The organism is Brevibacillus sp. (assembly GCF_003521185.1).
Taxonomy (GTDB): domain Bacteria; phylum Bacillota; class Bacilli; order Brevibacillales; family Brevibacillaceae; genus Brevibacillus; species Brevibacillus parabrevis.
The window spans coordinates 182-16,458 of the sequence record NZ_DOTK01000061.1 but is presented as its reverse complement, the minus strand read 5'-3'; the positions used below and the strand labels follow the sequence as shown (position 1 = coordinate 16,458).

The window sequence follows — 16,277 nt, the reverse complement described above, 5'->3', positions numbered from 1 at the left end:
ATTAGTAAAAATTTTGTTCTAAAAATATCTCCTCATCACATAGGAATTGAGTATGTCTGTGAATGAGGAGGCGAAAAAATGGTTAATTTTCGTTTTTGGTTTGTTCTAATCGTGATCAGACCAGAGAAGACAAAGAAGACGTTATTGAAACGTAAATAACGCTTCCCAGAGAGGTGATGAGCGAGATCACCTCTCTGGAATATATGCGTTAAAAAATAGAAAATGACCCAAATAAAACACGGGGACTGAAATTTATTATTCTTAACAATGTTGAGAGTGTTTGAAACGTATGACCCGACAAAAGGGGACAACGTTGTTTCATAATCAAAAGGAGTGAGTTCATGAAAAACTTTTTTTCCGAACTTCTCAAAACCAAACCAGATGAGGTGGCAGTTGAACCTCATCCATACCAACTTCAAGTTGCAAACCTCCTATTAGAAGGCCGCAATCTTGTCCTAACTGCCCCCACTGGAGCAGGCAAGACATGGGCAGCCCTGTTCCCTTTTTTGTATGCACGTAAGAAAAAACTGGAATTTGCGGACAGAGTCATCTATTGCTTGCCACTGCGCACATTAGCTTCCTCCTTGTACGAATCAACAAAGCAAAAACTTGAAAGACCCGACCTCAAATCAGTCTTGGATATTAAAACAACACTCCAAATGGGCAACCAACCAAACGATCCGCTGTTCCAGGGCGATGTCATTTTCACGACCATTGATCAACTGCTGAGCGCCTACATCGGCTTGCCTTTCGGAACGTCAAAGGCAGCGGCCAACATTCCTGCCGGAGCTTTGATCGGTGCGTATGTGGTCATTGATGAATTTCATTTGCTGTCCTACACGGAAGCGCTGCCGACATTCCTGGATATGATGAAACGGCTGCACCCGTATACGCGCTTTTTGCTGATGACAGCTACTTCTCCAGAGCCGATGGTGTCGGCGCTGGTGACACATCTCGATGGCATGAGCGTGGAATTGCAATCAGCAGAGTTGAACAAGCTGTCCACGAGAAAGCGCAGCCTGTACTGGCGCGACAAGCGAATGAGCGGCCAGGATATTGCAGACAGACACCAGGGCGGACGAACATTGGTCATTGTCAATGAAGTCAAACGAGCGCAGAGCTTGTACTTCGAGCTGACGGACATCCTGGAAAATCAGGGGCGGTCAATCGAGGTCCGCGTATTGCATTCGCGCATGTTCCCCAAACACCGGGAAGAGGTGGAGTCTTGGGTGACGCAAGCTTTTTCCCGGGATTCGGAAAAGGAAGCGATCCTGATCGCGACCCAAGTCGTAGAAGCCGGGCTAGATATTTCTGCCACACTTTTGCTGACAGATTTGTGTCCAGCCAATGCGCTTTTGCAGCGGGTGGGGAGATGTGCACGTTTTGCCAATCAGGAAGGGACTGTGGAGGTGTACTCGCTAAGGGAAGGAGGCGTAGAACATTTTCTGCCATATGTCTCCTCGCAGCGTAAAAAGGAAGAAAACGACGATTACCAAATCATGCTTGGAACGGAGCGGGCGCTGAAGGAGCTTGAACCGGGAACAATCATCACGCATGAATTGGAAAAGCAGCTGATCGAAACGGTGCACGGCGCAATTGACCAGAAACGAATCGCGTTGGTCATGCATGATCTGTTTTTGCGGGAAGATCAAGTTACCAGGGCTTTGATACGCGGAGATGCAGAGATGGGCGAGCTGATCCGGGCCATCGATAATGTTTCGATCATTATTCATCACTCGCCTGAAGAGGTGGATTTGCATCGGAAGCCGGAAATGGTCTCCATCGGGCGCAGAGGGCTTTACTTTTTTCTGAGCGGCTTGGAGTGGACAGCGGAAAAATGGGAAAACAACCAACTGATTTTTGTTCCCCAGTTTCCAGACGATCAGGATATTTCAGCGCGTGTGGTATGGAAGCCGATTCGATCTCCCAAAGAAGTCCTCGCTCATATGACGGTGCTTTTATCGCCCAAGCTCGCGAAGTACGATCCGGTTGTGGGATTGCAGCTTCAAAAAGAGCCGTTGAACTGCGAAGAAGCAGGGGAGCGGGTGTCGGAATTTTTGGAGAATGAACAAAAGGTATCTTCCCAGCGTTTTAGCTACCAGCGAGAAACGTATTTGGAGCACGTACAAGACGTTCGCAAAATCAACAGAGAGGAGAGAGCGAAATATTTACAGGCAACGAACTTTCTTTCCAAAAGGTTTCGAATGAATCCAGTCCAAGTGGAGGAAATAGCTGATCTGGTGACGGCCTTGCACGATGTGGGGAAGCTGGGAGTGGAAGTCCAGCGAAAAATGCGTCGCTGGCAGACGGAGTACAAACAAAAAGCAGAGCTGGAATTGCTCGCTCACACCGATTTTGATGCCACGAATCCGGAAGAGCTGGCTGCTTATCGGATAGGGAAATACAGGCCGCCACATCATGCTGTGGAAGGGGCGGTTGCTTTGCAGGAATGGTGCGGAAAGACATTTGACAGGAAAGTTGCGGTTCCGCTCCTGCTTGCAATCATGCGCCATCACAACGCCTACAGCAAGGAGTCTGACACGATTGTCTTTTGCAAGGGAGCCAGAGAGCATGTGCTGAAAAGCCTGCAAGATTTGCCTTATGAGCCGTTTTTAAAGCCGCAAACGATTCAGCATCGCATGGACGAGCTTGTGAGTTGGCTGCGCAACAGCGATGTGCTGGCGATGTACTGGTATTTATCACGCAGATTGCGGCTCGCGGATCGGGCATCGCAACAGCTAAAAAACCAGAAGAATGACGGGAAGGAGGAAACAGATGACTGGTTATCGTGAGTTTTTCGTGGGAAAGCGAACAGGGACCTATGCAGACACGCTTGCTGCTGTCGGTTTGACGAAAATGCTCCGGGCCTTGCAAGGAGGAGATGGCTCGCTGGTAACCGTTACGGAGCAGAGCAGCCGATTTTGTGTCGAGTTAGCAGAGCCGATCGAGCTGAATGCAGAAAGAGTCTCCATCCTGCAACGGGAGCCGCTCTACTCTTTTATCGTGACAAAGCCTGGGGAAAATGCTCCTGATGGTATCGTTCCCTATGATTATGTGGCGAACAAGGCGATCGCAGATGCTTACCGGGAGGAGCGCAAACGGAAAAAGGGAGGGGAAGAGCGGGAGGAGCTTCCGAATGTGTCGCCCCGTTTTTATGTCTACCAAAAAGTCAATGTGCTGCAAGGCATCAGTGCCCGGAACAAATTGCTGGAGGAGATTGTCTACGCGAAACCGGAAGAGCTGGCACAGGCGGTAATTGCGAAATTGAAAGCTCTTGCAAATGGGCAACTCACCAGTGAGGCTGCAACTAAATTCAATCCTAAAGTCGCTGCTGTGCAAGTGTTTAATCCGAGCGTAGGGAAAGGAATCAATCGCCTAAAAGCAGATGGTGCAACACGTGGTCCGTTGCCGTCTTCGTTTGTCGACTGGTTCGAAGAATGGCTGCGTTTTATTGGCTCAGATATCGTCATGTCCGGAAACTCGATTGGTGACGACATCAAAATGAACGTGGTGGTTCCGGCAAAAGCGAGCTACCGTCATCTGAACGAGTTGGAAGAGCATAAGTTCAGCTATGTGCGCACATCGCGGAAGGCAGACATATTGGCTGTTTTTGACTTGGTTTTGTTCCTCGTGAGTAAAGTAGATGTTTCAACAGATGCATTTTGGAGTTTTCGGATGCAAGTCGGCGAGACGCCCAGGGATATCTTTTCCGCTGTTCAGACCGCTTATTTCAAATCATTAGGTTCAGCCAGACCCATTTCCAATATTGCGAGCATCGGCTTGCCGCATTGGTTTAAAGTGCGGGATGAAGCGGATATCGCACGGTGGGAAACGCTCATCAAGGAGCATCGCGACGTGTTGTTTTTACTGGATGAGGATAAGACGGAAGAAGCCGAGTTGCTCCATTTGTACCGCGATTTTCTTTCCGGCGATGATTGGCTGTCGTTTCTCCGATTTCTGGGCAGCTATGGTTGCTGGAGCATGAAGCGCAGGGAAGCTAAAAAACCGATGAGGTCTTTTGTGAAAAATCATTTGGAGGAGTTGTTTACGTTGAGCCAACCTCGGCTGCCTGTAGTAGATATTATCAATAACTCCGGCTTTCAAAACATCGCCAAGGCGATCAGACAAGCGACGGTCAGCGAGCAGTATGCAAAAGCGAAGGGCAGACAAATTTTTGAAGTCAGATACGGGCTGTTTCAGGAAATCAAAAGAAAAGCCAAATTTCGCGAGGAGCTGCTGACGGTCATTAGCGATTTTATTTCCCAATTCAACTATGAAAACGCGAGACGTGAGGAGCAGTTAAGGGAAGCGCCAGGACGTCGGCGCAAACGGGTCTCTATGCAAGATTTACAAGAGTTTGCCGAGCTGATGGACCGTTTTCCGAGTCAAAAGGAAACGGAAGCGATAGCGATGCTGTTGATCGCCTTTGCCTCGTGCAAGGATGGCAAGGGAACAGATGCAGATACAGAAGATCAAGAAGTAGACTTGACATATACAAGTGAGGAGGAAGAAATATGAGCGTACCGTTTCAGTCTTTGTCAATCTCGGGATTGCTGACTCTCGATATGCATGCTTTGAACAATGAGGGAGCCGAGGGCAATCAGCTTCAGACACGCATGGTTCATATCGTGGATGGAGAGGGAGAGCCAACCGTTGTCAATGCGATTTCCGGCGATATGTTGAAACACATGCAAGCCGAGCATTTGCACGGGATTGCGGTGGAAAAAGGCTTGCCGTTATGTGCAGGCTGCCAGAAGTTTAATGCAAACCGGATCAACGCAGATAGTGACTTTATTCAAACTCTTGGAGACAAAAATGCCATCGGAGAAACGGTAAAAAAAGTTCTCCAGCATTGCGCCGTGGATGATCTCGAAGGCGTATTGATTACCCAGGGCGGACGTTCTACTCCACGGAAATCTACGGTGGAGTTTGGCTGGATGATCGGCCTCCCGGACAAAACAAGGACCGAATCTTATTTTCATGTAAAATTCGATCCGAATCGTGGGCAGGGATCGGGGGGAGAATCTGGCGCCAATCTCGGACAAAACATTTTCTACAGACCAGCCAGCTCCGGCGAGTATGCCGTTGTCATGAATGCGGAACTATCCCGGGTCGGGTTTAACGATGTGGAGCGCGAGCATCAAATTCCGGTCGAAGCGCGCAAGGAGAGAGTAAAGGCTTTGCTGGAAAGCGTTTTGCTCACTTTTATCAAGCCGCTTGGTGCACATAGAAATACGCAATTTCCGCACATTTTGAACTTTACAGGTGTTGTCTCTGTCTCTGCATCTACTGTGCCAGCCCCGACGGTCAGCCCTCTGAAGAAAAACTTTTCCGAGGAACTGTTGAGCATACAGGAACAGTTGAACCGACTGTACCCAGAGGCGATTACCACCTATGAGTATTCGTCTCAAGCTGAATTTACAAAAATCATGGTCGATTTGATCGAACAGGTAGGGTAAATGTATGTGGCTTGTGACTACGTACTCGCCCAACGCTCTGTTTTCCTTGAGGACGTCATCTTCGACAAGCTCGGGTGGAAAAACGAATCTCGTACCAACCATGTACAGTGTAAAAATGGCATTGCTTGATGCCGCTTTTCGCAAAGGAATCGAGGGGAGAGAAATCTTTTCCTGGATTCGCGATTTGGATATCCGGTTTGAGCCACCCAAACAGGCCATTGTGAATAACAGTTTCGTCAAAATTCAAACGGAGCCAAAAGACAAAAAGGCAGGACCTGCGTTCATCTCTTCCGTAGGGTTTCGCGAGTATGTTTTCTTTGAGGGAGAGCTTGCCATCGCGATCCAAACAAGGGAGCTTGCCGAACAGCAAGTGTCTTTGTTGAAGGAGTTGCTGCTCCATTTGCATTATTTGGGGAAACGAGGAAGCTTTCTGCAAGCGGTGGGTCAAGAAGTATGCGAGAAATTGGGGCAAACTTTCAGTGCCTTGCTTGGAGAACCAACCGCATTCAGTGAATGCGTGGTGATGCAATACCTCGATGACATGGGACCCAAGGCAACCTTTGAAAGCATCAGTTCTTTTGATGGTACGAGTGCAAAGATGGGACGAGACCGAGTTATGAAAACAGTGTTTATTCCGTATCACCAAAAGCGGGCAAGCAGGGATTTTACTTGGTATACGCGTGAAGAAAGTTAAGTGGTTTGGTTGGAGCAGGGGCAGAAGACAGAAGGCTGCCCCTTCCCTTTTAGGTGAAGAGATTGGTTGTGGTGTTGTTGTCAGGAAAAGATGGAAGGGTCTTATAAAAATGGGGAAAATGATTTATTATTGACATGAGAGTACATTGTTATGCAGAAGAAAGTGAATACTAAGGCTAGGTATTAGGGGTAGCGGAAAAGCAATACAGACGAAAAAAGGGATTTTCGAGGATCGAGCGTGTTTTTTGGCGGAAATGCAATCCTCGAAAAAAGTGAGGAATGCTTAGGGCTGTGAACGCGTGTAAAGCCTTGGTATTACTGAGTTTAGTTGTGCCGATCGAGGTCGGTTACATTGAGGACCCGAGGAACGAGGGGACTGAAACCACACCAGTTGCGAGTCAAAATCACAAACCGATAAGACCGTTACATTGAGGACCCGAGGAACGAGGGGACTGAAACTGGACATTAAAAACATCACAGTGACACCGCTGGTGGAGTTACATTGAGGACCCGAGGAACGAGGGGACTGAAACTCCTGTTAGTTGCCGTTTTTTACGTTACTCTGTCCAGTTACATTGAGGACCCGAGGAACGAGGGGACTGAAACAGACTACGAGGATATGATCGATGTTCTCCGCGAGGTGTTACATTGAGGACCCGAGGAACGAGGGGACTGAAACATCTCGATAAAGCTTGATCGATTCCGCATCCACGGCGTTACATTGAGGACCCGAGGAACGAGGGGACTGAAACGGCTTGTGGAGCCAACCGAAGAAGTTGGAGCAGTTGTTACATTGAGGACCCGAGGAACGAGGGGACTGAAACCGTCTGGCGATGATTCTTTACCAACATTCGAATCTTTAGTTACATTGAGGACCCGAGGAACGAGGGGACTGAAACAGATTATTTCATGACAGCGTCTGGCCGATCAAAACTGGTTACATTGAGGACCCGAGGAACGAGGGGACTGAAACTTCTATGACGCGAAGGTCGCCGAGGGCGTGTCCCCAGTTACATCGAAGACCCGAAAAGTTAGGGGACTGAAACCCAGATGGCCGCTGCTGCGCCAGAACGCCTCGCTCGCGTTACATCGAAGACCCGAAAAGTTAGGGGACTGAAACCGCCGCGCCATCGTAAACAATTCGCTTAATTTGTAGATGTTACATCGAAGACCCGAAAAGCTAGGAGACTGAAGCTTCCAGCAAGCCAGTCATGATGCTTGTCCTTGACGGCGTTACATCGAAAACTCAAATACAAGTAAACTAACCCCAATCCCCCTATGAGGCCCTCCCGCAAGAAAATCTTGTAAAATGCTTCTGCACAATTGCAAATGGCACCCCAACTTGACACAGCCCCCTTCCCAGCTCTCGTTGTATTGCTGAAAATAATCGAATTTCAATCCCCTAACTTTCCAGCTCTGTCATACAAAAGTAATCAGGTAAGGTTACCCCTCGACTGCGAGGTTAGTTTCAGTCCCCTTGCCACCCACCTCCCTCCCCCAAAAATCCCCCCTATATATTCCTTTTCCACCCCACTCATGCTATATTATTAGGAAATAAGTCCCATTTCCCCATCTTTCGACAAAATGCCTCGCAATGTTTCACAAAACACCCAATACTCAAACACCTTTTTACCCAAACCAAACCCAATCTAAAAACCCAAAGACACAAGGCTCTCTTTCAGTAAAAGTGGCAGCGGGACTTCTATTTTTACGGATCGGCAAGCCGAGTGTCTTTTTCATGGAGGTGGAAAGCATGTCGAAACTCGTTGAAGTACAAGCGGAGGAGCTGCGCAAGGACGGGATTCCTCTCGCCTACGTTCAGGCGTTTTTGCAGGCAGCGAAGAAAAACGACTCGATTGTCATTACACGCGCGCCTGGTCTGGCAAGCGAAGGGTTGCTTGCAGAAGGGTACGATGCAAAAGGAAAACAGATTCAAGCTATGCCGAGCAAATCGGGACCGATGACTGGTTTTGTGTGCCTCGATCCTTTGCTGAATCCGGATGGCTTGCCAGGATGGTTGGCGACACAAAAGCGCAACAAGCAGTCCCTAAGCAAAAAAGAGGGAGAACAGGCTTGCTCGGCAAGTCCGTTGGTCATATCGGACAAGCGTTTGGACTGGCTGATAAACGAGCAGAAATGGAAGGCGAACAAAGAGAGCGAGAAGCTTTACAGCGGAACCGTCACATTGCCTGCCAAGGAAGGGGGAGCCGGGGAGGCGACTGCTTTTTCGGTTGTTCTCGTCAAACAAAAAGAGGATCGCTGGGCGCTCTACTATGACGTGTTTGCGGCATATGGCTTGAAATACGAGGCGGACTTCGAGCAAGATGCGGTTTCGACCCTCGCAAATGCTTGCACGAAAATGCTGGGCGAAGCGATTAAGGAAGAAGGCAAGCAGGAAGTTGCCGCGTTTTTCAAAGAGATCAAGAAGTATCTCGAAGCGGACAAAGCTTTGGAAAACCCGTATGCCCATTACCGCCCTGTGTATGGCCTGACAAATCCTGTGGCGCCGTATGCTGAGGACGAGAAATATCGGAATTGTGTGACCAACGATATTGGTTTGTTTTCCATCTGGCCGAAAAAGGCAGAGCGAGTCAAAGAGCAAGTAACGGCCATTACCAAGGAGCTTACCACCGCCATTTTTCCCGCACCAAAAGAAGGGCAGGGCGCCAAAGTGCCGGCATCCCTGACCCGTTTCGCTCTGACTCCGGCAGTCGGGCGGCCTGTCATCGATTCGACAGACAGCCTAATTGCGTTTTCCCCCAACGGTCATGTATATCGCCTCACAGATACCAAACAGCTTGCGGAATGGATCAACGAGTGTCACGGATCGGGCTATACCATTTTGCTTGAAGAGAAGTGGAAAAATGATTGGCTGCCGCATGTAAAAGAGGTCCAGGACAAAGTAACCTGGTCGAGTTTTTCGGGCGAAGGAAAAGAAGCGCCAGCAAAGGACGGCAAAGCCGAAGAGAGCAAAGAGAAGGAAGCGCAAGAGAAAACAACAAGCAAAGACATCAAGATGCAAGCGTTGAAAGAAAAGGAAGAACAGCTCGCCATTCGCGCAAAAGAAATAGAGCTGTTGAAAAAAGAAAAAGCGTTGGACGACGAAGCGGCCAAGCTGCACGACAGCAATGATCTGCGGCAAAACTTGATCAATAAAGTAAAGGTAGCGATCCCTAAGCTGATGGGCAAGGAAGAGCTGGGGCCGACATTGAAAGACATCAAGTCGGATGACTTCGCGAAAAAAGAAGACACGAGTCTCATTCAACTGAGCGTCATCAAAGAGAAGAAAGACCCGCAATTGAGCGACTTTTTCATGCTTCATAAAAATTTGCGCGACGATTTGCTGGATCGCACCGGGTTTTTCCGCGGCATTGTGATCGACTACAGCTACCCGGAGATCATGCAGCAAAGTTTTCGCAACGTATTGGCGAGCACTACGGAGCAAGTCAAGCAGCAGGAGATTGTCCCAACGGAAGTGTACTACCGCAAACCGAGATATTCGGGGTATTTCGATAATCAGTACACGTTTTCGGAGTTGGTTCACCAGCTTCAGAAAAATGGCGTCTCCAACTTCGGCGCATCGCTCACGATCGCTGCGGCTGTTCCTTCTTTCGGTGCCGGCGTCGGGGTGGGCTACTCGCAATCCGATGAAAAGAGCACCAGTTCTTCCAAGCAAGTGAAAACGGTGTACATTACCAGCAGCTATTTGCTGCCAAAGGTAGAGCTGTCGTTTAACTACTTGGTGCCATGCGCCAGTGAAGAGTTTGTCAGCGAGATCAAAAAACTGCTGGCTTCCGCCAAGAAAGATTCGTCTAAGGCGAGAAGCTTCCAAAGCCCGCTTGACCGTTTGTTGCTTGTGTTGAAATCGTTTGGGCATTTTGTGCCGACTACCAGCACGCTCGGCGGCAAACTGATTGCCAGTGACGCCAAAGAGCTGCAACAAACGAGCGATGTCAAAGATGTCGTCAGCAAATATGCGGCAGAAGCAAAAATATCTTTGAAAAAGATGGGCGTGGGAGTGGAGGCGGAAACGAACTATTCTTCTGGAGAGCGCGAGCAGCAGCAGGACAAAGCCAAGAATGAGAGCCAGTCGATGACGTTTACCGCGATTGGCGGAGAAGGCACGTTTATTAGCAATGCCAATGAATGGGCCAACTCTGTAGCTCCTTATACCGAGTGGAGCCTGATCAGCTCTGACGGCTTGCTGCCGAGCATCGATTTGCTCCCGGCTTCTTTGTATGAAGCTTGCGTCAACTTGTTGAAATCGGAAGTAGAGACGTTGACAGCCCAGCAGCTCATGCAAAAAAACGCCCATTTCCTGTTCTACGGAAAGTATTACGATTTGATCGGCAAGTACGCGAAAAAAGAGTATTTCTACATCGCCAGCAAAAACAAGCAAGTGCTTTCCTTGGAGGATGCCAATCCTGTGGATGGTACAAAAGTCGAGCTGGCTGTGGGGAAAAACGGCGATCACCAGCTGTGGCATATGTCTCCGCTCGGACATATCGTCAGCAAAGCATCTACGGACGAGACGGAATATGTGCTGACAATGCCGGAAGTCGTTTCGGAAGAGGCATTTTTGCCTTTGATTGTCTCAGTAAAAGGGCGCTCGCAAAATCAGGTATGGGATGCGAAAGGCGGCCGCATTTTGCTGAACAATCCTGCCGTCAAAGGCGAGTACACGGTGTCCTTGCGCGATGACGATAAAGTAGGAGTCGCTGCCAAGAGCGCGAACGCGAACAACAGCACTTACGCCCAAACGTGGACGATGATCCAGGCGGCTGAACAGGAATTTGCCCAAGAGGCTGGACAAGAAGAGGTGTACTTTGTCATTTCGAGCCGATATAAAAAAGGCTATGTCATGACAGTGCGCGACGGAGAAGGCGGAACGGCGAAAGAGCAGGCTGAGATCGTGTTTGCTCCGCATGTGAGCAGCCGCAATCAACTGTGGTATACGAAGGAAAACAGCGATGAAATCTACAGTGCGCTTACCAGCTCGAATGGGAATCCGTTTGTGTTGGCAAATGTCAACAACAAGCTGGTGCTTAAAGAAAAATTTGCTCTGAAGACGAAGACGGATCACATGTGGGAGTTTACCAGCGATGGACTGAAGCACACCAGATCAGGGCAATACGCGATTGTCGAAAAGGACAAGGATACGCAAGGTTCTCCGATCGTTTTGGCAGAAAAAGGGGATTGGCGAACATTGAGCTGGGTGAAGCAGATCGTCGCCCAAAATCCGGCAGATGCTTATGCGAAAGTGTGCAAGACGACTTCCTCCCAGGATGGACTCGATCTTGGATTGAAACGGTTGCTCGTGTCCACAGCTCCGCTCGCCATCAACGGGAAAATAAGAGGGATCGGATTTGTTTGCCGGACAGGCGGAAGTACGCAATGGGACATGCTGGTTCCGCGAGTGTTTGTCGAGCGTGACGGTCGGAGGACGTGGGTGGAAGAAACGCGTTCGTATGACGAGTTGCGCAACAGCGGCCAGTATTTTGATTTCGAATATTCCCAGTATATCGATGAAAATCCGCTGTTGCTTCCGGCTAATCAGAACATAAAGGCGTTTTCGTTCTACCAAAAAGGCGGCAACCGGCTTGCGATCAGGGTACAGGCAGACAATGGCGAATGGCTCGAAAATACGAACACGAGCAACGATCATTATTTCCACGTTGGAGATACCAAGGTTACGTATCAGTCATTCGTCAATGACACCGCAGCAGAGACAATCGGCTTGGCTTTTGCCAGAGTCGACAACAGGCTTTACATCGAGACGATGACTCGGGGAGCAACGAGCGCCGAGGGGTATTTCCGCTTGCAGAGTCAGGTAGGGGACAAGCTTTTCCTGACGTTGAACAGCGACCGGAGAACGGTTAACTTGCAAAAACTGGCTCCAGGCAATGAGCAACTATGGCGCATGACAGCGGATGGATATATCGAGTGCCGCACTGCGAATCGCTCCGGGGAGAGGCTCGTATTGGATCATCCGAACTCTCCCAATCCGGTGTACGCTTTTACGATCAACGACGGGAAGACGCCCAATCAGCTCTGGGAATGGAAGGACGGCAAGCTGATCTGCAAGAAAGAGCCTGAGAAAGTGTTGAGGGCGAACCACTCAAGCGGAAGAGAAGGCACCCAGGTAATACTTTTGGAAGACGACGGAAAAATGTCTTCTCTGTGGGTACAGAAGATGGATGGGGTGTCGGCAGGTTTGGATAGTTAAGCTGGTCTAGGAAAAAAATATCCCGTCCCACTTGGCAAGAGTAGGACGGGATTTTTGCGTATGCGTAAAAATTTTTGATAAGTGCTTAGCCTCTGGACGGAAATTCGCCGCTCAAGCAGATGATGAAGTTTTGGGCGATAAACGGTTGCATGTTGTTGTGAGGTTGCGAACCGCCTGTTACGTTCAAAGCCATAGGAGACATTGGGACATTGGGAGTTGGATCGTAGTAGAGCGGTGCTCCGGAGAATGGATCTGGCTCAGGAGTTGGAGCCCAATAGCCATTTGTCGGAACAGTGGAATTGCCGGGATCTACAGTTGCCTGCGGGATGTGAGTGTGGGCAGGGATTTCGCTTGTCAACAGTGTTTCGTTCGCATTGCCAACTTTTTGTCCTACTGTACGATTGGTTAAACCGTATCCCTGACCTTGATTCATTACAGCGCTCCCCATCAAGTTTGGGAGAGCAAAGGTGGTTTTTCCATCTCCACCGTACTGAACTCCAAGAATGGAAAAAAGGGCAGTGTTTTGTTGAACGCTCATAAGCTGGCCATTACACAGCGCCCAGCCTTTAGGGGCGAAGTTTCCTGCAAAGATACGAATTTCTCCAATATAAGCATCTGCCATATGTACCGCCTCCTCTTAGTTTCTGCTTGGAAATATTCCTTGAATGGCCATGGCGTAGTTCATTACCAAATAAGGCTGCATGTTGTTATGGGGTTGACTTCCACCGGCTGTGGACAGTGTATTGGCATTCATTTGCTGGAGGTTTGCTGCCGGACCGTATGCGTTGGTTGCTGCTGCCCACACGTTGTTAGCCGCAGTAGAGAGTGTTGGTTCGACAGATGAACCGGCTACTTGATGGGTGTGTTGAGGCATTTCATTGATCGTTAAGGTATGATTGGCTTCACCTTGCGCGGTACCGAGCGGAATAGTAGAACTTACATGAATCGGTGTGCGCCCGCGGTAATCCGGGAGGGCAAACGTAGTTACTCCATCTCCGCCATACACAGCTCCGAGCAAAGAATAGAGTGCCTGATTTTGATTGATATTCAAAATCTGACCTTCGCAAAACATCCACCCGCGCGGGGCGTAATTATTGGCAAACAAACGAACTTCACCCAAAAACGGCTCAGACATGGTAGAATACCTCCTTTTATTCTCTAACATTGCTGCTGGATACTATGGCTGCGGCGGGAAGACTCCGTATAAAGAAATAATGAAGCTGATTGCGGTCGTAGGCATCATGTTGTTATGAGGTTGTCCCCCTCCGACGGGAGAGACTGACTGGGGATTCATGTTGCTAAGTGCGCTGGAAGACTCTACAGAAAAGGATAAATAAGGATTTTTGCTCCAGACATTATTGGCAGGAGTATCATCGTCCTGGTATTCAGGAATTGCATTGACCGTATGCGTGTGAACTGGCAGTTGATTGCTGACCAATGTGACGGTCTCTGTGCCGCTCTTGCTGCCTCGGGCGTAAGTGGTGTTAGGGTGGACCGGAACTCTTCCTTGCAAATCGGGCAGGGCAAAGGTTGTCTGACCATCGCCGCCGTAAGTCGTGCCAAGCAGGGCAAAAAGTGCTTCGTTCTCCGCTATGCTCACTAATTGACCGTTGCACAATGCCCAGCCTTGTGGGGCAAAGTTGCCTGCAAACATGCGGACTTCTCCAAGATAGGATTCACTCATACGGGTCACCTCTTGATTGTTTAATTATATAGAAGGCCCTTCATCAGATGATGTCGGAGTCCATTCCATGCTGATATGAAATCCTGAGCTGTCAATCGTTTGAAAACCTAGACGCTCATACAGATGTATCGCTCGATTCGTGGGTAATACGCTCAGGTGCAAGGGCCGTGAAGTGTCAGCAGCTTCCTGTTGCAGTTCACGAATCAGCGTGCAGCCAATTCCTTTATTACGATGATGGGGAAGCAGAGAGATGTCGACGAGGGTAATCTTTGTTTCGGTTCGTGCAATCATGATTCTGCCAGCCGGGATGTTCTCGGAGAAAATCAGCAGATGCTCCGCGTCAGGGTACTGGGTCGAGTAGGAATTTTTCTGGGCAAGAAACTGTAGCTGCAAAAACTGCTCCTGCATCTGCTTGTCCCACCCCCATGCTGCAAGTTCATCTGCACGGGTGCTTATGTACAGCTGAAGCAAAAAAGCTTCATCCGTTTTCTCAACCGCTCGTTTTTGAATCATCGTTCGTTCCTTTCAAAAGATCGAAATGTTTAGAGTTCTCGTCTCGCTAAGGGAATACGCTTTTTGTGAGGCATTTGCACGAGGGGAAACTGTTAACTAATGAAGCAATGAAGTTGTAGGGAACATGAGATGAAGAAATAGTTTGTGAAGAAACTAAGTGTGAGTATTTAGGTCTAAAGTAACCATAATCTACCTTTCAAAAGTAGCATAACTTTGAAGGGATAGGGAAGAGAGAAATGAAAAAAATGATGAATTTTGTAATATTAGGGTTCTGCGTTTTTTGAACGGAGTATGAACTTTATACTGAATTTATCGGATTTTCTGTCGAAAAGTGGCTCGGACAAAGATATAATGGTTGTACATCTGTTCAAGGCACTTATGGAAGTGTGTTTGAAATGCCCAGGCAAAGCATCATGAATGAAGGCGAGGAAAAAAGTCCTGCCTTTCATCGGCCACGATGTTGCCTTTATTTTTTGATAGGGAGGTTTTTGGTGAAAAAAAGCAATGCTAGTGCATGGGTAGTAAAAATCTCGGAGAATGAAATGTTTCAATTGCAATCAGGTCTTTTTCTAGTGGAATTATAGGATTGAGCAAGTTTCAAGTTTAGTAGGGAAGGGGAGGGAGTATGAGAGACAACTATCGTAAAATACGGACTTTATCCAAAATGATACTGGCTATCCTGTTAATTTTTACCTCTATGCAATTCGGTTCCCTGGTTTCCACGGCGTCTGCCGGGTCATGGACAGAGGTTAGCACAACTAACACAGGGTTGGGGAGTTCGAGTTTGAAGCTTGGTTACCACGATGGCACATGGTTGGCATTTGCTTTAACGAGGGACTACTCTTCATCCACAAACGGAACGACATGGTCGAAGGCAGCAGATCCATTTGGTTGCGCTGTCTATGCTACCTATCATTTTAAAACGAAATGGATAGCGGCATGTTCGGACGGAAAAATTTTCACCCTTAATGACGGGTTGGACCCGGGAGTAGCCGGAAATTGGGTGTCGAATAATACGGGAGTGGGAGCTGGAGTCGCTTTTTCTGAAATAGCCAGTGATGGAAGTAAAGTAGTGGTTACTTCAAGTAACTCCACAACGGTTCTTGTCTCAACGGACGGGCAGACATGGACGCAACGTACAGTATCTGGGATCACCGGATTCAACTCGGTTACATATGGAGAGGGTCAATACATTGCTGTAGGTAAAGGAACGGGTGGTACCTTTGTTGTTTATTCTTCTGGCGACGGAGAAACATGGCAAAAGGTGAACACTGCGGCCCCGACGAAGCAGCTCTATGGCGTAGCATATGGAAATGGAGTATTTGTAGCCGTTGGTTTAACGGGCTACCTGTATGTTTCTGATGATGGAGTCAACTGGACAGTACAGACACCGCCAACAGGCTTAGGAGCGATTTCCTATGCAACCGTGATTTTTGATGAAGGACATTTTTTTGCAGGCGGAACGAATCAGACCATAATCAGCTCGCCAGATGGCTCCACTTGGTCAGGAGAAAATACAGGCGGAAGCAAATCAGTATCGGCTGTAAGGATTGGAAATGGCAAGGTAGTGGCTTCAGGAACTTCAGGATTAGTTTTGGTAGGAAATGCTCCGATTAGCCAAGCGCAAAAGCCGACAGCGAATCCGGCAGGCGGAGCAGTAGCGGCAGGAACGACAGTTACGTTGAGTACGAATACAGCAGGA

The 16,277-nt window shown here is 48.6% G+C and carries 10 protein-coding genes and 1 CRISPR repeat array; of the genes, 6 read left to right on the top strand and 4 right to left on the bottom strand.

Annotated elements, in window-relative coordinates:
* Positions 1–341: 341 nt before the first annotated feature.
* The 5 genes from cas3 (at position 342) to DEP07_RS18715 (ending at position 12,378) form a co-directional block, all read left to right on the top strand.
* The gene (gene cas3 / locus DEP07_RS18735) at positions 342–2,792 is read left to right on the top strand and encodes a CRISPR-associated helicase Cas3' (RefSeq protein ID WP_287102876.1); all 2,451 of its coding nucleotides are present in this window, start codon (positions 342–344) and stop codon (positions 2,790–2,792) included.
* Positions 2,776–4,518, top strand: coding sequence for a hypothetical protein (locus DEP07_RS18730; protein ID WP_287102874.1), 1,743 nt, complete (start codon positions 2,776–2,778; stop codon positions 4,516–4,518). The genes cas3 and DEP07_RS18730 overlap by 17 nt, the downstream gene beginning before the upstream one ends.
* Positions 4,515–5,459: a DevR family CRISPR-associated autoregulator gene (locus DEP07_RS18725; protein ID WP_122965502.1), complete on the top strand. Its 945-nt coding sequence runs from the start codon at positions 4,515–4,517 to the stop codon at positions 5,457–5,459. The genes DEP07_RS18730 and DEP07_RS18725 overlap by 4 nt, the downstream gene beginning before the upstream one ends.
* 184 nt (positions 5,460–5,643) lie before the next feature.
* Positions 5,644–6,153: a type I-A CRISPR-associated protein Cas5 gene (locus tag DEP07_RS18720; RefSeq protein WP_141254171.1), complete on the top strand. Its 510-nt coding sequence runs from the start codon at positions 5,644–5,646 to the stop codon at positions 6,151–6,153.
* A gap of 345 nt (positions 6,154–6,498) precedes the next feature.
* Positions 6,499–7,272: direct repeats of the CRISPR family, unit length 37 nt; unit sequence GTTACATTGAGGACCCGAGGAACGAGGGGACTGAAAC.
* 633 nt (positions 7,273–7,905) lie between these two features.
* A complete protein-coding gene (locus DEP07_RS18715) occupies positions 7,906–12,378 on the top strand; it encodes an anthrax toxin-like adenylyl cyclase domain-containing protein (protein WP_280649343.1) in 4,473 nt (1,490 codons plus the stop codon).
* 85 nt (positions 12,379–12,463) lie between these two features.
* On the opposite strand, the gene DEP07_RS18710 is transcribed toward DEP07_RS18715, so the two are convergent.
* The 4 genes from DEP07_RS18710 to DEP07_RS18695 are packed head-to-tail and all read right to left on the bottom strand — an operon-like array spanning position 12,464 to position 14,575.
* A complete protein-coding gene (locus tag DEP07_RS18710) occupies positions 12,464–13,000 on the bottom strand; it encodes a phage tail protein (protein ID WP_122965903.1) in 537 nt (178 codons plus the stop codon).
* 15 nt (positions 13,001–13,015) lie between these two features.
* The gene (locus tag DEP07_RS18705; protein ID WP_280649344.1) at positions 13,016–13,513 is read right to left on the bottom strand and encodes a phage tail protein; all 498 of its coding nucleotides are present in this window, start codon (positions 13,511–13,513) and stop codon (positions 13,016–13,018) included.
* Between the two features lie 42 nt (positions 13,514–13,555).
* Positions 13,556–14,062, bottom strand: coding sequence for a phage tail protein (locus DEP07_RS18700; RefSeq protein WP_122965905.1), 507 nt, complete (start codon positions 14,060–14,062; stop codon positions 13,556–13,558).
* 24 nt (positions 14,063–14,086) lie between these two features.
* Complete coding sequence (locus DEP07_RS18695) at positions 14,087–14,575, bottom strand: GNAT family N-acetyltransferase (RefSeq protein ID WP_280649345.1); 489 nt, start codon at positions 14,573–14,575, stop codon at positions 14,087–14,089.
* A 784-nt stretch (positions 14,576–15,359) separates the two neighbouring features.
* On the opposite strand from DEP07_RS18695, the gene DEP07_RS18690 reads away from it, so the two are divergent.
* Positions 15,360–16,277: WD40/YVTN/BNR-like repeat-containing protein (locus tag DEP07_RS18690; RefSeq protein ID WP_287102872.1), on the top strand; the 918-nt coding region annotated here is incomplete at its 3' end.

Coding starts and splice junctions, on each gene's coding strand:
- cas3 (WP_287102876.1), top strand. CDS start 342: ATGAAAAACTTTTTTTCCGAACTTCTCAAAACCAAACCAGATGAGGTG.
- DEP07_RS18730 (WP_287102874.1), top strand. CDS start 2,776: ATGACTGGTTATCGTGAGTTTTTCGTGGGAAAGCGAACAGGGACCTAT.
- DEP07_RS18725 (WP_122965502.1), top strand. CDS start 4,515: ATGAGCGTACCGTTTCAGTCTTTGTCAATCTCGGGATTGCTGACTCTC.
- DEP07_RS18715 (WP_280649343.1), top strand. CDS start 7,906: ATGTCGAAACTCGTTGAAGTACAAGCGGAGGAGCTGCGCAAGGACGGG.
- DEP07_RS18710 (WP_122965903.1), bottom strand. CDS start 13,000: ATGGCAGATGCTTATATTGGAGAAATTCGTATCTTTGCAGGAAACTTC.
- DEP07_RS18705 (WP_280649344.1), bottom strand. CDS start 13,513: ATGTCTGAGCCGTTTTTGGGTGAAGTTCGTTTGTTTGCCAATAATTAC.
- DEP07_RS18700 (WP_122965905.1), bottom strand. CDS start 14,062: ATGAGTGAATCCTATCTTGGAGAAGTCCGCATGTTTGCAGGCAACTTT.
- DEP07_RS18695 (WP_280649345.1), bottom strand. CDS start 14,575: ATGATTCAAAAACGAGCGGTTGAGAAAACGGATGAAGCTTTTTTGCTT.